Annotated in this window: 17 protein-coding genes; 2 read left to right on the top strand and 15 right to left on the bottom strand. The window is 41.8% G+C overall.

What is annotated here, in order from left to right:
- The first annotated feature begins 38 nt into the window (after nt 1–38).
- Nucleotides 39–1,055, top strand: coding sequence for an NADPH dehydrogenase NamA (gene namA, locus BCM40_RS07585; protein ID WP_065526468.1), 1,017 nt, complete (start codon nt 39–41; stop codon nt 1,053–1,055).
- A gap of 403 nt (nt 1,056–1,458) precedes the next feature.
- Here the strand turns inward: namA and rnz are convergent, their stop codons facing one another.
- The 5 genes from rnz to mce all read right to left on the bottom strand — a co-directional run bounded on the left by rnz (nt 1,459) and on the right by mce (nt 6,831).
- Nucleotides 1,459–2,403 carry a ribonuclease Z gene (gene rnz / locus BCM40_RS07580; RefSeq protein WP_065526469.1) on the bottom strand — a complete coding sequence of 315 codons (945 nt, stop codon included), beginning with the start codon at nt 2,401–2,403 and terminating at the stop codon, nt 1,459–1,461.
- Nucleotides 2,404–2,410: 7 nt separating this feature from the next.
- Nucleotides 2,411–3,646, bottom strand: a complete 1,236-nt coding sequence (locus tag BCM40_RS07575; protein WP_065527718.1) for a DNA polymerase IV — start codon at nt 3,644–3,646, stop codon at nt 2,411–2,413.
- Between the two features lie 89 nt (nt 3,647–3,735).
- Nucleotides 3,736–4,854 (bottom strand): M20/M25/M40 family metallo-hydrolase, encoded by a 1,119-nt coding sequence (locus BCM40_RS07570; RefSeq protein ID WP_065526470.1) that lies wholly within the window; start codon nt 4,852–4,854, stop codon nt 3,736–3,738.
- Nucleotides 4,855–4,875: 21 nt separating this feature from the next.
- Nucleotides 4,876–6,417, bottom strand: a complete 1,542-nt coding sequence (locus tag BCM40_RS07565) for an acyl-CoA carboxylase subunit beta (protein ID WP_065526471.1) — start codon at nt 6,415–6,417, stop codon at nt 4,876–4,878.
- A gap of 15 nt (nt 6,418–6,432) precedes the next feature.
- The gene (mce, locus tag BCM40_RS07560; RefSeq protein WP_008430008.1) at nt 6,433–6,831 is read right to left on the bottom strand and encodes a methylmalonyl-CoA epimerase; all 399 of its coding nucleotides are present in this window, start codon (nt 6,829–6,831) and stop codon (nt 6,433–6,435) included.
- Between the two features lie 167 nt (nt 6,832–6,998).
- Here mce and prli42 point away from each other — a divergent pair, with 167 nt between their 5' ends.
- Nucleotides 6,999–7,094, top strand: a complete 96-nt coding sequence (gene prli42, locus BCM40_RS16390) for a stressosome-associated protein Prli42 (RefSeq protein ID WP_008430007.1) — start codon at nt 6,999–7,001, stop codon at nt 7,092–7,094.
- Nucleotides 7,095–7,505: 411 nt separating this feature from the next.
- On the opposite strand, the gene BCM40_RS07555 is transcribed toward prli42, so the two are convergent.
- From BCM40_RS07555 to buk, 10 genes are all read right to left on the bottom strand, one after another.
- On the bottom strand, nt 7,506–8,498 hold the full coding sequence (locus BCM40_RS07555) for an aromatic acid exporter family protein (protein WP_065526472.1): 993 nt from the start codon (nt 8,496–8,498) through the stop codon (nt 7,506–7,508).
- A gap of 55 nt (nt 8,499–8,553) precedes the next feature.
- Nucleotides 8,554–8,994: a BrxA/BrxB family bacilliredoxin gene (locus tag BCM40_RS07550; protein WP_008499069.1), complete on the bottom strand. Its 441-nt coding sequence runs from the start codon at nt 8,992–8,994 to the stop codon at nt 8,554–8,556.
- A 65-nt stretch (nt 8,995–9,059) separates the two neighbouring features.
- Nucleotides 9,060–10,127 carry a methylmalonyl Co-A mutase-associated GTPase MeaB gene (gene meaB, locus BCM40_RS07545; protein ID WP_065526473.1) on the bottom strand — a complete coding sequence of 356 codons (1,068 nt, stop codon included), beginning with the start codon at nt 10,125–10,127 and terminating at the stop codon, nt 9,060–9,062.
- Nucleotides 10,127–12,274, bottom strand: coding sequence for a methylmalonyl-CoA mutase (gene scpA / locus BCM40_RS07540; RefSeq protein WP_065526474.1), 2,148 nt, complete (start codon nt 12,272–12,274; stop codon nt 10,127–10,129). The genes meaB and scpA overlap by 1 nt, the downstream gene beginning before the upstream one ends.
- On the bottom strand, nt 12,274–13,968 hold the full coding sequence (locus BCM40_RS07535; protein ID WP_083394486.1) for a methylmalonyl-CoA mutase family protein: 1,695 nt from the start codon (nt 13,966–13,968) through the stop codon (nt 12,274–12,276). Before BCM40_RS07535 ends, scpA begins: the two co-directional genes overlap by 1 nt.
- 97 nt (nt 13,969–14,065) lie before the next feature.
- A complete protein-coding gene (locus tag BCM40_RS07530) occupies nt 14,066–15,370 on the bottom strand; it encodes a dihydrolipoamide acetyltransferase family protein (RefSeq protein ID WP_065526475.1) in 1,305 nt (434 codons plus the stop codon).
- A 329-nt stretch (nt 15,371–15,699) separates the two neighbouring features.
- Entirely contained in the window at nt 15,700–16,683 is a 984-nt protein-coding gene (locus BCM40_RS07525; RefSeq protein WP_065526476.1) for an alpha-ketoacid dehydrogenase subunit beta, read from the bottom strand.
- Nucleotides 16,683–17,687, bottom strand: a complete 1,005-nt coding sequence (locus BCM40_RS07520; RefSeq protein ID WP_065526477.1) for a thiamine pyrophosphate-dependent dehydrogenase E1 component subunit alpha — start codon at nt 17,685–17,687, stop codon at nt 16,683–16,685. Before BCM40_RS07520 ends, BCM40_RS07525 begins: the two co-directional genes overlap by 1 nt.
- Before the next feature lie 13 nt (nt 17,688–17,700).
- Nucleotides 17,701–19,128, bottom strand: coding sequence for a dihydrolipoyl dehydrogenase (gene lpdA / locus BCM40_RS07515; protein ID WP_065526478.1), 1,428 nt, complete (start codon nt 19,126–19,128; stop codon nt 17,701–17,703).
- Nucleotides 19,129–19,158: 30 nt separating this feature from the next.
- The gene (gene buk, locus BCM40_RS07510) at nt 19,159–20,241 is read right to left on the bottom strand and encodes a butyrate kinase (protein WP_065526479.1); all 1,083 of its coding nucleotides are present in this window, start codon (nt 20,239–20,241) and stop codon (nt 19,159–19,161) included.
- Between the last annotated feature and the right edge of the window lie 28 nt (nt 20,242–20,269).

Here is a 20,269-nt window from a genome sequence, read left to right as displayed (position 1 = left end):
ATACTTTATAGTTGGAACTACTAGAAGGAGGACAGTACATGGCTAAGTTATTTGAACCATTCGAGATAAAAGAAGTTGTTTTTAAAAACCGGATTGTCATGGCACCGATGTGCATGTATCAAAGTGACAAAGAAGATGGACAAGTAACTGACTGGCACCGTATCCACTACCCAACACGGGCAGTTGGAGGTGTCGGTCTAATTATCACCGAAGCGACAGCCGTTCAACCTCAAGGCCGTATTTCTGCAAGAGATCTTGGCATTTGGGATGATGCTCATATTGAAGGTCAATCCGAAATAGTTCGTTTAATGAAACAAAACGGAGCTAAAACAGGAATTCAATTGGCGCATGCAGGGAGAAAAGCTACTGTTGATGGCGACATCTATTCAGCAAGCGCGCTTGCTTTTGATGATAGTTATAAATTACCAAAAGCAATGTCATCTCAAGACATTGAAGAAACCATTGAAGCTTTTCAACTTGGCGCAATTCGGGCAAAAAAAGCAGGCTTTGATGTAATTGAACTTCACGGTGCACATGGCTATTTACTCAATCAGTTTTTATCTCCTTTAACAAATCGACGAACAGATGAATATGGTGGCAGTGCTGAAAACCGCTACCGGTTATTAGGAAAAGTGATCGATGCTGTCAATGAAGTTTGGGATGGTCCGTTATTTGTCCGTATCTCAGCTCATGACTATAGTGAAGGCGGCATGACTGCCGATCAATATGTAGAAATGTGTCAATGGATGAAACAACAAGGCGTCGACTTGATCGATGTGAGTTCAGGAGCTGTTGTCCCTGCTCGCATTCCAGTATTCCCTGGCTATCAAGTGGCTTTTGCTGAAACCATCAAAAAAGAAACACCAATCGCAACAGGTGCCGTTGGCTTGATCACTAGTCCTTTGCATGCAGAAGAAATTCTTCAAAACAATCGTGCGGATATGGTCTTCCTAGCCCGCGAACTGCTTCGCGATCCTTATTGGGCATATACAGCAGCAAAAGAGCTAAACGCTGAAATAACCGCTCCAGAGCCGTATAAGCGTGGTTGGCTATAAGGCAGTTGCAAAATGCTTCAAATTTAGTATACTTAAGATAACGCAAAAAACCGAATGCTTTCGCATTCGGCCAGCTGTATGCCGCTACGAGAGCGGTTGGCTGGAATACAGGCTTAAAAAGTAACCGTCATTCCACGCCACATGGGACGGTTATTTTTTTTTGTTAATGACCAAAATCATAGAAACGACAAGTGTTAATGCGCTAATCGTTAATCCGATACTCGTAAATACGAGACCGAATGATTCGGCAATGGTCATGTTACCACCCCCTTTCCTCGGGAATGGCCAAACCGCCCTCATACAGCTGTAACTTTATTTTATCACAAAAAGAACATATGTTCTATTATTTCCAGAAATAATTTTGCTTTTATCCAAAAAAAGCCATATATTTAAGATGACTTCCTCATTTTTTCCTTATTTTTTTCTCTTGTTGTAGCCATTCAAATTCTGCAAAATCATGCGCAATAAATCCTCGTGGATGCTGTTCTTTCATTTGCTTTAATAAAAACTTCTCATCTTCAGGTAAAAAGCGAGCACTAATGTGATTCATGATTAACGTATTCGCTCCTGCTAATCGAGCAGTTTCAGCAGCGTCATAGACAGTTGCATGACCATATTCTGCCGCCATTTTTTTAGCAGTTGCGTCGAACGTAGCTTCGTGTACTAACACATCTGCACCGCGACCTAATTCTACTGCGGTTTTACAAAAACGCGTGTCGCCTAAAATCGTCACGATAAATCCCGGTTGTTCAGGTTCTGTTACGTCACCACTCCGCACCCACTGACCATTGGCAAGCTCGATGTCTTGTCCAGTTTTTAGCTTTGCCAATAACGGACCTTTAGGAACTCCAAGAGACAAGGCTTTGTTGATTAGTAATTTTGGAGGTAATGGTTTTTGTGTAATGCGAAATCCGTAAGAGGGGATTACATGATCTAATAAACGCGTTTCCACTGTCATCAATTCGTCTTCAAATGTCATTCCTTCAGATAGTTCGTGGTAAACAATCGGATACGTTAAATGAGTTCGACTGAGTGTTAACGTCATTTGGATATATTCTTTAATGCCTACAGGTCCATAAATATCAAGCGGCTCTTCACCTGCTTGAAATGAACGAGACCCAAGCAAACCGGGTAAGCCAAAAATATGATCACCATGCATATGTGTAATAAAGATTTTTTCAATCTTGCGCGGTTTTACTGTAGTCCGAAGAATTTGATGCTGTGTTGCTTCGCCACAGTCAAACAACCAAACGGTTCCCCGTTCTTCAAGCAATTTCAGTACCAGTGCGGAAGTGTTCCGTTGTTTAGAAGGCATTCCCGCTCCAGTACCTAGAAATAATAACTGCATACTTTCCCTACTTTCTGTCGTGATCATCCAAAAAATCTTTGCTAAAACTTGTTTTTGAATCGTAGTTGGTTTTTTTGATTTTGGTGCCTCGCGTCAAAACACTTTTCCCGAATCGACTTTCAAGTTTAGCCATCAAATCCAGAATCGGTTCTTCTTTTACATGATCTTGAAAATTAAAGATCGATAATTGTTCGGTCATATCGCCTTTACTTGCCACATTAGAAACTGTTACCCCAATCAACCGTAACGCTTCCCCGTTCCAATGTTTAGTGAACAATTGCCATGCCGTTCGTTGAATGTCATCAGCTTTCCAAACCGTATTGTTTAAAGTGATGCTGCGTGTTCTGTTTTTCCAATCGGAACTACGTGTTTGAATACTAACAGTGGACCCGGCCAATTCTTTCGCTTCTAAACGATTGGCCACTTTCTCACTAAGTTGACGAAACAAAGCTCTTAAACTTTGTTCATCTGTTTCATCTACCGGTAAAGTAGTCGACGTTCCCACACTTTTTGTGTCGTAAATAGAATCTGGATCTACTGGACGGTCGTCAATTCCATTTGCTCGCTCTCTGAGGCGCAAGCCGTTTTTCCCCATTTTTTCTTTGATCAAGCCTTCGCTCGCAGTTGCTAACTCACCAATCGTTTCGATTTTCAAACTTTTTAAACGTGCAGCTGTACTGTCACCAATCCCGTGCATCTCGATGACGGACTTTGGCCACAGCAAAGCTTGGATGCTTCGCTTACGCAACACGGTAATTCCCATTGGTTTCTTCATGTCAGAAGCTGTTTTTGCTAAAAATTTATTCGGTGCAATGCCGATTGAGCAAGGCAAATCCAACTCTGCCAACAGCCGTTGCTGGATTTCATCCGCAATTTCCAATGCATGACGCGTTTCGATCAATTCGGTTACGTCGACATAGCCCTCATCAATAGACACCGGTTCCACCAGATCCGTATATGTACGCAAAATTTCAAACATCGCTTTTGATGCCGCCCGGTACCGTTCAAAGTTCGGTGGCAACAATAACAGCTCAGGGAATTTTCGTTTTGCTTCATGTACTTGCATCGTCGTATAAATGCCATGTGCTCTTGCTTCGTAAGAACAAGTGACAATAATCCCTTTTCGCTCTTTCGGATTTCCCGCAATGGCAATCGCTTTTCCTTTTAATTCTGGATTATGCGACTGTTCAACAGAAGCATAAAAACTATTCATATCAATATGAAATATCACTCTGCTTGCCATAGCACTGTCTCTCATTTCCTTTTCTTTTAGTGTATCAAAAAAAGAGAGAACATACATCCTGTTCTCTCTTTCCATCATCACTCTACTATTTACTTTTGCGTTGACTCTTTCACAATTTCAACCAATAATTCGGTTAACTTTTCGAGTTCTTCGATTGGCATACGTTCATTTTTAGTATGAATTTCTTCGTAGCCGACACAAAGATTGACGGTCGGAACCCCAAAACCATTGAATATATTTGCATCACTGCCTCCACCACTTGTTAAAATGGGCGACGGACGTCCAATATTAGCAGCTGCTTTTTGAGCAATTTCCACAACAGGATCCATATCATCAAAATGGAAACCTGGGTACATTAATTGCACTTTTGTTTCTGCACGTCCTCCCAAATTTTCAGCCACTTGTTCAAAGACCGATTCCATGTGAATGGTTTGTGCTGCCAATTTGTCTTCGCTAATTGAACGAGCTTCTGATAAAATATGGACTTCGTCACATACAATATTCGTCGCTCCGCCACCTTCAAAACGCCCAATGTTCGCAGTCGTTTCTTCATCAATCCGGCCTAATGTCATTTTAGCGATAGCTTTTGCAGCGATACTGATTGCCGAAATGCCTTTTTCAGGCGCTACTCCCGCATGAGCTGTTTTGCCGTAAATGGTCGTCCACAGTTTTGCTTGGTTTGGGGCAGCTGTTACAATTCCGCCTACCTTGCCATCGCTGTCTACTGCATAGCCATACTTGGCAATTAGTAAAGAAGAGTCTAACTCTTTTGCCCCAACTAAACCACTTTCTTCTCCAGCCGTGATAACCAATTGAATATCACCATGCGGAATTTCTTGCTCTTGGAGCACACGAATCATTTCAAATAAAGCAACGATACCGGCTTTATCATCCGCTCCTAAAATAGTTGTTCCATCCGAATAAACATAGCCATCACGAATTTCAGGTTTAACGCCAACTCCAGGCGTCACGGTATCCATATGAACTGTAAAGTAGATAGCCGGAACTTCACTTAAGCTACCACGTAATGTCGCAATAATATTTCCTGCACCATGCCCAGTTACTGCAGCAGATTCGTCAATTACGACATGAAAACCCATAGCTTCTAGTTTCGTTTGCAATATAGCCGAAATTGGCCCTTCATGTTTTGTTTCTGAGTCGATTTGAACCAGTTCCAAAAATTCATTGATCAATCGTTCATTATTCATTACAAGCACTCCTTCTATATCTTACAGTGGCATATTGCCGTGTTTTTTTGCAGGTCGAGAATCTTTTTTATTGCGCATCATTTCTAATGCTTGAATCAATTTAATCCGCGTTTCGCGTGGATCGATCACGTCATCAACCATTCCTCGAGCTGCAGCTACATATGGATTCGCAAATTTTACCCGGTATTCTTCAATTTTTGCTGCGCGTGTTTCTTCTGGATTTTCGCTTGCGGCAATTTCGCGCGCAAAAATAATATTCGCCGCTCCATTAGGTCCCATAACCGCAATTTCAGCGTTTGGCCATGAATAAACCAAATCAGCTCCAATAGACTTCGAGTTTAACGCGACATAAGCACCGCCATATGCTTTACGTAAAATAACCGTCATTTTTGGAACTGTTGCTTCTGAATAAGCGTATAAGATTTTTGCCCCATGACGAATAATTCCGCCATGTTCTTGTTTAATCCCAGGGAAGAATCCAGTCACGTCTTCAAATGTGATCAATGGAATATTAAACGAATCACAGAATCGGATAAAGCGCGCTGCCTTATCAGATGAATCTATATCAAGTCCGCCCGCCATTACTTTTGGTTGGTTACACACTAATCCAACGGTTTCGCCTTTAATGCGAGCGAGACCAATGACAATGTTGCGCGCAAACTCTGGTTGTACTTCCATAAAGCTGTCTTTGTCCACAACTTGGTCGACTACTTTACGCACATCATAAGGACGAATTGCTTCAAAAGGCACGACATCTGCTAAATCCGGACGATAATCGTCTTCCTCTCCACCTTCTAGGCGAGGCGGCATTTCCGTATTATTTTGTGGCAAGTAGCTTATCAATTGACGAACCATTTCAAGCACTTTTTGTTCTGAGTCTCCTCGGAAATGTGCATTCCCGCTAATTGCTGTATGTACTCTTGACCCACCGAGATCTTCAGAAGATATTTTTTCGCCTGTTACGGTTTCGATAACTTTCGGTCCTGTAATAAACATTTGACTCGTTTTATCAACCATAAAGACAAAATCTGTAATCGCTGGTGAATAAACTGCTCCACCGGCAGAAGGCCCCATAATTACGGAAATTTGTGGGATAACGCCCGAATAAATCGAATTGCGGTAAAAAATTTGACCATAGCCATCAAGTGATAACACACCTTCTTGAATGCGTGCGCCACCTGAATCGTTTAAGCCAATAAACGGTGCACCATTACGAGCTGCTAAATCCATAACATTGGCAATTTTTTTCGCATGCATTTCCCCTAAAGCTCCACCAAAAACCGTAAAGTCTTGAGAAAACAAATAAATCGGTCTACCGTTTACTTTCCCGTATCCGGTAACAACCCCTTCACCAGGTCCTTTAGCCATGCCGAAATCAGTTGTGCGATGTTCTACAAATGGACTTAACTCTACAAATGATCCTTCATCAAGCAACAAATCAATACGTTCACGTGCTGTTAGCTTGCCTTTTTCGTGTTGCTTGTCGATGCGTTCTTCGCCACCTCCAAGTTCAATTTCACGTTTGCGATCATATAACTCATTAATTCGTTCGTAAATATCCATTTTCCCCACTCCTAATCACTCTTTTTCGCAAAGTTCGTATAATACTCCGTTTGATGATTTTGGATGCAAAAAGGCGACCATCGCTCCGCCAGCTCCAGGTTTCGGCTTGTCGTTCAATAACTGTACACCTTTTTCGCGCAATTCTTCCATTCGCTCTTCGATGCCAACCACTCCAAAAGCAATATGATGAATGCCTTCGCCTTTTTTCTCTAAAAATTTGAAGATAGCGCTTTCTTCAGCCATTGGTTCAAGCAATTCCAATTTGACGTTGCCTGCATCAATAAATGCCACACGCACTTTTTGAGATTCCACTTCTTCAATTTTCATAAGCGGAAGGCCGAGCGTATCCGTGTAATAAGGAAGGACAGCATTCAAATCCCGTACAGCAATTCCGATATGATCTACTTTTTTCATCCCATTTTCACTTCCTTTTCTGACTTCTCTCTTATTGTACAGATTCACCGCTAAAAACTCTAGTTGTTCGTGAATATTCGGAAACCTATAGCGTGTCTCTTCAATTTTACACGAATCTATGATATGATTTGCTCAATAGATTTGTTTGATAAAGGAGTTTATCACTAATGAGAAACGCTGCATTCCGTAAGTTTATTGTTTATGCGATGATTGCTATTATGCTGTTATCAAGCTTTATGTTTGGCTTGAGCTTTGTACTTTAATTAAGTAAAAAAAGGACATTCCGAATTTTTCGGAATGTCCTTTTTTAGTTTTTAACGGCTGCTTCCGCTTTTCTTGTGGCTAGACTCCAGTGCCTAGCTCCTCGGGTCATAAGTCAGCCCAGCTACGCGGCAAAAGCGCCACTACGCTGGTCCGTCTTATGCCTGTCGGAGCTAAACAGGCACTTCCGCTTTTCTTTGTCCAGACTCCAGTGCCTAGCTCCTCGGGTCATAAGTCAGCCCAGCTACGCGGCAAAAGCGCCACTACGCTGGTCCGTCTTATGCCTGTCGGAGCTAAACAGGCACTTCCGCTTTTCTTTGTCCAGACTCCAGTGCCTAGCTCCTCGGGTCATAAGTCAGCCCAGCTACGCGGCAAAAGCGCCACTACGCTGGTCCGTCTTATGCCTGTCGGAGCTAAACAGGCACTTCCGCTTTTCTTGTGTGAAACCCTTTGTAGGATTGTTTGATTTCAAGATAAGCTTCCATTTCGTGAATGACTTGGTAGAGTTCGGCCATTGCCAGAAATTTTTCGTGACTATCAGGAAGTGGCAGCTCGGCGAAGTTATCTTTTACTTTGTCAAGCTTTGAAATGTATCGATATGCTGTATTTCCTGAGTGAACATGTTCCGATAAATCTTCTAAAAAATCAGCGACTAAGTCCGTTTGGTCTACAATGACCGGCAAAGACGTGATTTTCGGTAAGATGCGTTCAATAATTTCAAGTTGCTGTTCGCGCATTTCAAAATAATGATAGTATTTGTTTTCATGACGTGTGATGTGATTTTCAACGTCTTGATAAGCAAGTGCTTTTGCCTTTGCTAATAGTTTTCTCGCATCCATCAACTCTTGGCCACTCCATAACGATTCTCTTTCACGTAAGTAAACGACAATTTCACGAAAAATAGACGCGTACAATCCTTCAATTTCATAGCGATAATTTTCCAGCTTTTTCTCGATACTGGGCATATACATATTCACCGCTAATGCTGTACCAAATCCTATTACCATTAAAGCTATTTCGTTAATTAACAAGTCAAAACTTAGCTGTTTGGCATCGTAAATATGCATCAATATAACGGAGCTCGAGACAAACCCATCTTGAAATCGTAAAGTAACCAATAAAGGAATAAAAAGAACAATTAATACACCAATAATAATTGGGTGATAGGCTATTCCTTCAAAAAAGATAAATGCATAAACAATGCCGATTAAACTGGCGATAAAACGAGAAAATGCGGCACGAATTGACTTTTTCTTTGTGGGTTGTATGCAAAGAATCGTCAAAATACCGGCAGATACATAATAATCGAGTTGCAACAATTGCGCTAAATAAATAGCTATAGCTACACCTAACGCGGTTTTCATTGTGCGATACCCAATTGAATATGGCTTTAAATTCAGTTTCATTGTTCCCTCCAACTATTGACATGAAAAAAATGCCCCTATTAAGAGGCATTTCTTTTTACACTTCGTCGCAATGCTGTTCGAAAATTGCTTGAATGTGTGTAATAACAGACATTGGATCATGACCTTCAATTTCGTGACGACCAATTTCATCAACCATTTTTCCATCTTTTAAGAAAACGAAAGATGGCGAAGACGGTAAGTGATCATCCCCGAAAATTGCACGTGCTTGTGCAGTTGCTTCTTTATCTTGACCTGCAAAAACCGTAAACAAGTTATCTGGGCGCTTATCGTAATGAATCGAATGCAATGCAGCTGGACGAGCGATACCGCCGGCACATCCACATACAGAGTTAATCATTACAAGGCTCGTTCCTTCTTTAGAAAAAGCTTCGTTCACGTCTTCAGCTGTTTCCAACTGTGTATATCCACCATCAATCAATTCCTGGCGCGCTTGTGTAGCTATATCATTCATCAGGAAGTTAAAGTCCATGCTCATCAAATACCACTCCTTATTAGTGCTTTCTTAATCATAGCAGGTGTTTAACGGACTTGCAAAAAAGCCTACTCAAAAAGTCGCACAATCGCTTGAGCTACCGTCAATTCGTCATCAAGCACTTGTTTTTCTAGTACTTTAACCAATTCTCTACGACTGGCATCGTCAAAAAAGCGGCTATGCAGCTCATCTGTAATCATCGAGCGGAACCAATCTTTTGTCTGTTCTTGTCGACGTTTTTTCCAATAGCCGCTGTCTTTTACCGTTGTTTCAAACTCTTGGATCATTTCCCAAACATCAGGTATGCCGGTACTATCAATAGAAGAAGCAGCAATCGGTTTGGTCGTCCAGCTTTCTGTCGCCGGTTGCAGAAAATGCAGCATTTGTTTGTATTCTGCAACAGTTTTCTTTGCCAAACGCGCATTTTCTCCGTCTGCTTTATGAACAACAATTGCATCTGCTAATTCTAGTATTCCTTTTTTCATGCCTTGCAGTTCGTCGCCAGCACCTGTTAAAACGAGCAACAGGAACATGTCCACCATACCCCGTACCAAAGTTTCACTTTGACCGACACCTACTGTTTCTACCAATATAATATCATATCCCGCCGCTTCACATAACAACATTGTTTCACGCGTTTTTTTATGCACACCACCGAGTGTTCCGGCAGTTGGTGAAGGTCTGATAAAGGCTTTCGGATTACGTGCAAGCTGCTCCATACGAGTTTTATCGCCTAGTATACTGCCACCTGTCAGAGAAGAGCTTGGATCAATCGCTAGTACTGCAACACGATGGCCAAGACTCGTTAACATTTCGCCAAAGGTTTCAATAAAGGTGCTTTTTCCTGCTCCGGGAACACCCGTGATGCCAAGACGTAAACTATTCCCCGTGTCAGGCAGTAATTGATTTAATAATTCTTGGCCATTTTGTTTGTGTTCAGGATTTGAACTTTCCAGTAAAGTTATTGCTTTTCCAAGATATAGACGCGACCCACTTTTGACCCCTTGTGCAATTTCTTGAATATCCAGTTTGTCGGAAAGGGGCTTTTTAAACTTTTTCCGCGGCAAAATTTTCATGCCATCATGCGCTTCATGAACACCTTCCATCATACGCCTGGAGTTTTTTTCGTGGCTCATCAGTCAGCCACTTCCTCATAACCAAGCTGCACATAAATTTCTTCAATTACTTTCTGTGCAGCAACGGGAATTACTGTCCCTGGACCAAAAATAGCACTTGCTCCATTATTACGTAAAAATTCGTAGTCTTGTGCAGGAATAACCCCACCCACCACGATTAATATATCTTCCCGACCAATTTTTGCAAGTTCGGCTTTTAAGTCTGGCACTAGCGTCATGTGACCTGCCGCTAGTGAGCTCACCCCAATAACGTGGACATCATTTTCCACTGCTTGTTGGGCTGTTTCTGCAGGCGTTTGGAACAACGGTCCAATATCCACGTCAAAGCCCAAGTCAGCAAATGCCGTCGCAATGACTTTTGCTCCGCGGTCATGACCATCTTGACCCATTTTCGCAATCAAAATACGGGGACGACGTCCTTCGTTTTCGATAAAGTCTTCAGTCATTTCTTTTACAATTTCCATTTCTTGCTGGTTAGAGAAATTCGAACTATAAACGCCACTCACTGAACGAATCACCGCCTTATGTCTCCCAGATGCTTTTTCAATAGCATCGGAAATTTCACCAAGAGATGCTCGGTGCCTTGCTGCTTCAATAGCACAAGCTAAAATATTGTCTTCTCCACTTTGTGCAGCTTGCGTTAATTTTTCTAGCGCAGCTGCCACTTTGTCGTCATCTCGATTTGCTTTCATGCGATCTAATCGCTCAATTTGTGTTTTGCGAACCATTGTATTGTCGATGTTTAAAATATCAATCGGATCTTCTTGATCTAAACGGTATCGGTTCACACCGATAATGGTTTCTTCATTTGAATCGATTTGCGCTTGTTTTTTTGCTGCTGCTTCTTCAATCCGCATTTTCGGCAAACCGGTTTCAATCGCTTTTGCCATGCCGCCAAGTTCTTCAACTTCTTCGATTAACTCCCATGCTTTTTCCACTAATTCTTTCGTTAGGGACTCGACATAATACGAGCCACCCCACGGGTCAATCACATTGGTCATCATGGTCTCTTCTTGAAGAAATAATTGCGTGTTACGTGCAATTCGTGCTGAAAAATCAGTTGGCAATGCAATTGCTTCGTCAAGCGCATTAGTATGAAGGGATTGTGTATGACCCATAGCTGCTGCATTTGCTTCAATTAACGTACGCGTAACGTTATTAAATGGATCTTGCTCGGTTAAGCTCCAGCCCGATGTTTGCGAATGCGTTCGTAAAGCAAGGGCTTTGTCGTTTTTCGGATCGAATGTCTTCATCATTTTCGCCCAAATTTCACGTCCTGCACGCATTTTGGCAACTTCCATGAAATAGTTCATCCCAATGCCCCAGAAGAACGATAAACGCGGGGCAAAATGATCAATATCAATCCCTGCTGCAAGACCTGTTCGGACGTATTCTAAGCCATCTGCAAGTGTATAAGCTAACTCGAGGTCTGCTGTTGCTCCTGCTTCTTGAATATGGTAACCCGAAATTGAAATTGAGTTGAATTTCGGCATATGAGTGGATGTGTATTTGAAAATATCGGCAATAATATGCATCGACATGGCTGGGGGATAAATATATGTATTACGTACCATATATTCTTTTAAAATATCGTTTTGGATGGTCCCAGCCAATTGGTCAGGTGACACGCCTTGTTCTTCAGCTGCTACGATAAAGAATGCCATAATGGGCACAACTGCACCGTTCATTGTCATGGATACAGACATTTGATCTAACGGAATACCATCAAACAATATTTTCATGTCTTCCACACTATCAATAGCAACGCCAGCTTTCCCCACATCGCCTACTACTCGTTCATGATCTGAATCGTAACCACGATGCGTCGCTAAATCGAATGCCACGGACAACCCCTTTTGTCCCATCGCTAAATTGCGGCGGTAAAAAGCATTACTTTCTTCTGCTGTTGAAAATCCAGCATATTGACGCACTGTCCAGGGGCGTGACACGTACATTGTCGGATAAGGTCCACGTAAATTAGGCGCAAATCCTGGCATACTTTCTTCCAGAAATTTGATATCGTCTTTTGTATAAATTTGCTTAATATCGATGCCTTCATTGGTAGTAAAAGCGCTTTGATGTTCGACCGTTTTAGCCGCAATTGCTAAATCATTTAACGTTATTTTGGAAAAATCAGGTTTTGACATTATAGCGCCTCCTTTCCTAAAGCAAGAATGTTCGCGAGCTTAGAAGTAATGTGTTTGCCAGAATAGATTGTGTCGTTCACTCCGTATTGTTGCCATTCATTTAATTGCTCTCTCGGATACTTGCCAGCGACATCAATGTTTACTTCTGTTTTTAACTTTGGAACCAAGTTAGCGATCGCTTCTTTCGATCCACATAGTACGGCATAGTCCAGGTTTTCATTTATTAGAAATTGATTGATTTCTTCAGCTGTTTGCAGATGTCCACTTACTTTCGCTTCAATTCCGCCAACTGCAAGAAACCCAGATACAAAATCCACTTGAGCTTTTATATTTTTTAACGGTTCCACTAAAATAATTGCAGAGTTTAAATTTTTCGCTTTGCTTTGTGCTCGAAGTTTTTCAAAAGGCGTCGCTAAACGCTTCGCTGTCATGTATTCAATGTGACTATCATCTGTTTTGACATTTTTTACGGTCTCTTGTGGATTTGCATAAATATTTGTACCAATAAGCGATTGTTTACGTGTAGCTACATTTTTTTCTCGCTCGATCCATTTTGCTTGGATATCATCTGTCAGCCATCCAGATTTAATAGCTTCAGAATAGCCACCAATATTTTCGATCTCCAAGAAATAGTTCCATGCCGCTTCTACATATTCTTTCGTTAATGTTTCGATAAAATAAGATCCTGCAGCAGGGTCTACCACATGCGATACATGCGCTTCTTCTTTAATCACCAGTTGCACATTACGCGCAATGCGTCGACTTGATAAATCTGGCTCTGTTAAAAAGTCATGCGGATGAACCGTATGCGCATCCGTTCCACCAAGAACTGCTGCAAACGTTGAGTTTCCTGCGCGTAATAAATTGACATACGGATCAAGTTTCGAATAAGAACGAACAGACGTTTCTGTATATACAGGAAGCTTCGGTGTTTCGTTACCATACGCGGAACAAAAAGCTTGCCACAATACACGGAATGCACGCAATTTAGCAATTTCTTGGAAAAATTGTGTATCTACTGCAAAACGAATCCACGTATTTTTAGTGGTTTCGGTAAAGTCGTTATTAACCAGTTGTTCAGCCAAAATACTAAGTGCCACACCTAATTCATGTACTGCCGTTCCTCCAGCGTGATGAATAGGAATCGTATCGACTAATTGGGTCCGTACGTTATCTGGTGCGTTTACTGGTTCTTCAGAAAAAATGACACCTTGTAATTGAGATAGCTTTTCTGGGGCGATAAAATCAAACACCCGCAAAACATCTTGGTCATCTCCTGACAATTTGAAGTAAAGCGGGTATTCGACAATCAGTTGAGCCAATTCAGTTAATTGTTCGTCTGACCACTCGAATTTATGGAAACCTGTATAAACGACAGTTTCATTTCCCCGGGACAAATCATCTTTCATCAACGTTAAATATTCTGCTGCAGAGTCTGCTGTCACTTCTTGAGACACGAGCCAACTCGGTTGATGCTTGCCATGTTGTATAGCTGCAACTTGAGCGGGTAAATAGCTTCCTAATCGGTCAAGCATGTCTTTTGTATATAAAGGTTCAAGCGTGACATCTTCAATTGTAGGCGTTTTCAAAGTGTCTTCAAAAGACTTTCCTTTAATTGCTTTTTCAGCTGCTTGTTGCCATTCACTGTATGTATGAGTTGGAAATTTTGTGTTTTTCATCGATTCGATTGTCAAACTATTCCCTCCTTAAAGGCTATCTAACTTCATTTTACCCGACTCGACGCAGACATTAAAGAAAAAAAAGCTTGAAGTCCGAAGACTCCAGCTTTTCTTAATAAACAGAAGTATTTTCTTTTGACATGTTTTCTAAAATTTCTTTAACACGTGCTAAAAATTGACCGCAAACAAGTCCGTCAAGAACTCGGTGATCTAGTGATAAACAAAGGTTAACCATATCACGCGCAGCAATCATTCCGTTATCCATAATTACAGGACGTTTAACAATTGACTCCACTTGCATAATAGCGGCTTGTGGATGGTTGATAATTCCCATCGACTGAACAGAACCAAATGAGCCCGTGTTGTTAACTGTAAATGTTCCGCCTTGCATATCCGCAGATTTCAATTTACCTGAACGTGCTTTAAGCGCCAGTTCGTTTACTTCTTTTCCGATTCCTTTTACTGATTTTTCATCAGAATTTTTGATAACCGGAACAAATAGTGCATTGTCAGAAGCTACAGCAATTGAAATATTGATATCTTTTTTCTGGATAATTTTATCGCCAGCCCACATGGAGTTCATCATCGGGAATTCTTTTAACGCTTGTGAAACAGCTTTAACGAAAAAGGCAAAATACGTAATATTGAAGCCTTCTTTTTTCTTGAATTCGCCTTTAATGGAATCGCGGTACTGAACGAGATTTGTTACGTCTACTTCAATCATCATCCAAGCATGTGGAGCTTCATGTTTACTTTTTAGCATGTTCGCTGCAATTGCTTTACGTACGCCCGAGACAGGAATTTCGATATCGCCAGGTGCGCTTTCGATTGGAGCAGAAGCAGCTTTTGGTGCAGCAGGAGCTGACGTCTGAGCTGGCTGTTCTTGTTGAGCGGGCGCTGCTTCTGCAGCCGGTGTATCTCCAGATTTTGGAATGTTGCCGCTGTCGATCAATTTCATTAAATCTTTGCGCGTAATGCGGCCTTCGTTTCCTGAGCCTTCTACTTGTGCTAAATCAATGTCATTGTCTTGAGCTAGACGCAATACAGCTGGTGAGTAACGTCCTTTTGCTCCGGATGGTTTTACAGGAGTCGAAGAAGCTTTTGACTCTTCTTTTTTGTCAGCTGGTTTTTCTTCAGTTGCCGGTTTTGCTTCTTCAATTGGAGCAGCGCTTCCACCTTCTGTCTCAATTGTACAAACGATTTCACCAACTGCTAACGTTTCGCCTTCTGAAGCGACTAACTCTTTAATGATTCCTGTAAAAGAAGAAGGAACTTCCGCTGTTACTTTATCTGTATTAACTTCAGCAAGCGGGTCGTATTTATTTACATGGTCGCCAGGCTGGACGAGCCACTTTTCAATTGTTCCTTCTGTAACACTTTCGCCCAATTGAGGCATTTTTATGTTTTCAATAGCCAAGGGATTTCCTCCTTTACTTGATCGATCGGTTTGGTAAGTGCGTCTTATGCCTGTCGGAGCTGTGCGGCCGGTTCAACTTTTCGTTTTGTCTAGTTTCACCGGCCAACTCCTCGGGTCATAAGCCACTCTGGCTGTGCGGCAAAGAGCGCCGCTTCGTCAGTGCGTCTTATGCCTGTCGGAGCTGTGCGGCCGGTTCAACTTTTCGTTTTGTCTAGCTTTACCGGCCAACTCCTCGGGTCATAAGTCACTCTGGCTGTGCGGCAAAAAACGCCGCTTCGCCAGTGCGTCTTATGCCTGTCGGAGCTGAGCGGCCGGTTCAACTTTTCGTTTTAAAACTCTGCTAGTTCTCTCATTGCTTTTTCTACTTTGTCTGGGTTGATCATGAAGAATTTTTCCATAGTTGGTGCGTATGCCATTGCTGGAATATCTGGTCCAGCTAGACGTTTAATAGGAGCGTCTAGGTCGAATAGGCAGTTTTCAGCGATAATCGCTGCTACTTCTCCGATAATGCTTCCTTCTTTGTTGTCTTCTGTCACTAAAAGCACTTTACCTGTTTTCTTCGCAGCTTCGATAATGCCTTCTTTATCCAATGGATAAATTGTGCGTAAATCTAAAACATGCGCAGAAATACCATCTTCAGCTAACCGTTCTGCTGCTTGAAGCGCAAAGTGAACTGCTAAACCGTAAGTGATGACTGTAATGTCCTCACCTTCGCGTTTCACGTCTGCTTTACCGATTTCAATTGTGTAATCTTCTTCTGGCACTTCTCCTTTAATCAGGCGATATGCCCGTTTGTGTTCAAAGAACATAACTGGATCTTCGTCGCGAATTGCTGCTTTTAGAAGACCTTTCGCATCATATGGTGTAGACGGGATTACAATTTTTAATCCAGGCTGGTTCGCAAATACCGCTTCTACAGACTGAGAATGATAAAGAGCCCCGTGAACACCGCCGCCAAATGGTGCGCGGAACACAATAGGACAGCTCCAGTCGTTGTTTGAACGGTAACGAATACGGGAAGCTTCAGAAATAATTTGGTTTACAGCAGGCATAATAAAATCCGCAAATTGCATTTCTGCAATCGGGCGTAAACCATACATCGCAGCTCCAATTCCGACACCGGCAATTGCTGATTCCGCCAGTGGTGTATCTAATACGCGATCTTCTCCAAATTGATCATACAAGCCTTGCGTCGCTTTAAAAACTCCACCTTTTTTACCAACGTCTTCTCCCAGAACAAAGACGTTTTCGTCACGCTCCATTTCTTCTTTCATGGCAAGCGTGATGGCATCTATATAAGACATAATAGCCATTATTCGTCTCCTCCTTCTTCGGCATAGACATATTTCATCGCATGTTCTGGTGCTGCATACGGTGCTTCTTCTGCATAATCCGTTGCTTCGTTGACAATCACCATGATGCGATCGTTAATTTCTTTTTCCAATTCATCGTTCATTACACCGTTTTCTTTCAAATAAGCACCAAAAGTCAAAATTGGATCTGTTGACTTTTGTGCTGCTAATTCGTCTGCCGAACGGTATTGACGGTGGTCATCATCTGAAGAGTGAGCAGTCATTCGTTCAGAAACCGTTTCGATCAAGCTCGGGCCTTCACCGCGACGCGCACGATCAGCTGCTTCTTTCACATGCTTGTAAACTTCAATTGGGTCGTTTCCGTCAATTGTCACACCTGGCATTCCGTAACCAATTGCACGATCAGAAACGTTTTTACAAGCTAGTTGACGTTCTACTGGAACTGAAATTGCGTATTTATTGTTTTCAACCATAATAATAACTGGCAACTTATGTACACCAGCAAAGTTCATGCCTTCATGGAAATCGCCTTGGTTAGAAGAACCTTCCCCAAGTGTTGTGAATGTAATGAAATCTTTTTTCTTCATTTTTCCTGCTAACGCAACGCCTACCGCATGTGGCAATTGTGTTGTTACAGGTGAAGAACCTGTCAAAATCCGGTTGCTTTTTTGACCAAAGTGACCAGGCATTTGACGGCCACCTGAGTTCGGGTCTTCTGCTTTAGCAAAAGCTGAAAGCATCAATTCTTTTGGCGTCATACCAAAATGAAGAACCACGCCGATATCACGGTAGTAAGGCGCGATATAATCTTTTGAGTTATCTAGTGCAAATGCTGCACCAACTTGTGCCGCTTCTTGTCCTTGACAAGAAATTACGAAAGGAATTTTACCTGCTCGGTTTAATAACCACATGCGCTCATCTACGCGACGAGCCATTAACATTGTTTCATACATTTTTAAAACATCTTCATTTGTCAAACCAATTTCTTCGTGTTTCGTAGCCATTATATTTCCCCCTTTAACTGTGGATTGCTTTTCCGTCAACTGCCAATGCCGCTTCGCCCATTACTTCTGAAAGTGTTGGGTGCGGATGAATTGTTTCAGCGATTTCCCATGGAGTTGCGTCCAACACCATCGCTAGACCTGCTTCCGAAATCATATCTGTTACGTGCGGACCAATCATGTGCACGCCTAAAATATCATTCGTTTCTTTGTCTGCAATAATTTTAACAAATCCATCAGACTCTCCATATACCAATGCTTTACCAATTGCTTTAAAAGAAAATTTACCGACTTTAACATCGTGTCCTTTTTCTTTTGCTTGGTCTTCTGTAATACCAACACTTGCTGCTTCTGGACTTGAATAAATGCAGCGAGACACTAAGTCATAATTCATCGCATGTGGATTGTTGCCTTTAATGTGCTCGATTGCTGTGATGCCTTCATGTGAAGCAACATGCGCCAATTGAAGGCCCCCAATCACATCACCGATTGCGTAAATATGAGATTCTTTCGTTTGGAAGGATTTTTTCACTTGAATAAAGCCTTTTTCAACGATAATATCTGTGTTTTCAATGCCGATATTTTCAACGTTTGCTTGACGGCCTACAGAAACGAGCATTTTTTCAGCAGAAAAACTTTCGTTTTTTCCATTGATTTCAGCTTGAATCGTTACGCCATTTTCACCTGTTTCCAAAGTATCCGCCATTACTTTTGCACTTGTTGCAAACGTAATGCCTTTTTTCTTCAACAGTTTCAACATTTCTTTTGAAATGTCTTTGTCTTCTGTCGGAATAATACGATCTGCATATTCAATAACAGTTACATCTACACCGAAATCATTTAGCATGGATGCCCACTCAATTCCGATAACACCGCCACCCACAATTAAAATAGATTGTGGCAAAGTTTCCATTTTCAATGCTTCATCTGAAGTCATAACAAATTCGCCGTCAATTGTTAACCCTGGCAATGTGCGAGGGCGTGAACCTGTAGCGATAATCACGTTATTCGGGATCAACATTTCGTTTTCTTCTCCATTTTTCATTTCTACAGAAATGGTTCCTGCATTTGGTGAAAAGATTGATGGTCCAAGAATTCTTCCAATGCCTTCGTATATATCAATTTTGCCTTTTTTCATTAATCCTTGCACACCTGCATGCAATTGATCCACAATGCCTTGCTTACGCTGTTGGACACGCGAGAAATCTAGTGTTACTTCCCCAGTTTGCACGCCAAAGTCAGCTGCGTGATTTTTAGTTGTTGAGTATACTTCCGCACTGCGAAGCAAAGCTTTACTCGGAATACAACCTCTATGTAAGCACGTTCCACCTAGTTCGTTTTTTTCAACGATTGCTGTTTTCAATCCTAGTTGTGCTGAGCGAATCGCGGCTACGTAACCGCCTGTTCCGCCACCTAAAATGACAACATCATAATTTTGAGCCATAGATTTCTCCTCCTTTATCGATTTCATTGTTTAAAATGAATAAGTCTTCACTCGTTCTTCCCCGTTCAATACGCGAACTGCACCTTCTGCTAACGCTTGAAGTTCATTTTCGCCGGGCTGGATTTCAATATCCGCAATCCAGCTAACCCGTTCTGATATCGCTTCTACAAAGCTTTTGCCGTGAGCCAAACCGCCTGTCAAAATGATGGCATCGACTTGCCCTTTTAAAACAGCACTAGCCGCGCCAATTTCTTTGGCGATTTGATAAGCCATTGCATGATAAACCAATTCAGCTTTTTTATCGCCTTTTGAAATACGCTTTTCTACTTTAACAACATCATTTGTTTCAAGGTAAGCAACTAGTCCACTATTTCTGACTAATTTCCTTAAAATTTCATGTCGACTATATTGACCAGAAAAACACAATTCTACTAAATCACCTGCCGGCACAGTTCCGGCTCGTTCAAGACTAAAAGGTCCGTCGCCATGCAATCCATTGTTTACATCGATTACTCGGCCCCGATGGTGTACACCAACCGTAACGCCAGTCCCCATATGAGCCACAATTAAATTGACGTCTTCATATGAAAGACCATTTTTTTTTGCATAATGTCGCGCTACTGCTTTTTGATTAAGTGCGTGGAAAATAGATTTTCGTTCAATAGATGAAAACCCCGAAATACGTGCAACAGGGTCTAATTCATCCACAACAACCGGATCTACGATAAATGCAGGTATATTTAAAGCATCCGCTATCTCCTGTGCAACAATGCCTCCTAAGTTAGAGGCATGCTGTCCAGAATAACCTTTTCGCAAATCTTCAATCATTTCTTCGTTCACTTCGTATGTTCCACCTTCGATTGGGCGCAATAAGCCCCCTCTACCGCAAACAGCAGACAAATTAGAGATGTTCATGCCTTCTTCGTCCAAAGACTCCAAAATGGTGTTTCTTCTATAAAAAGACTGATCGGCAATGTTCGAAAAAGCACTCAATTCTTTCTGCGTATGCTGAATGGTCTTTTCCATTATCAAGAGGTCGTTATCAAAAACTCCAATTTTAGTCGAAGTGGAGGCCGGATTAATGACTAAGATACGATTTAATTGTCTTGGCATATCGTTCCCCCATTTCACTTTATTGATC

This window comes from Planococcus donghaensis (assembly GCF_001687665.2).
GTDB classification, from domain to species: Bacteria; Bacillota; Bacilli; order Bacillales_A; family Planococcaceae; genus Planococcus; species Planococcus donghaensis.
The sequence above is the reverse complement of the archived record's forward strand: the minus strand, read 5'-3'. Positions and strand labels throughout refer to the sequence as shown.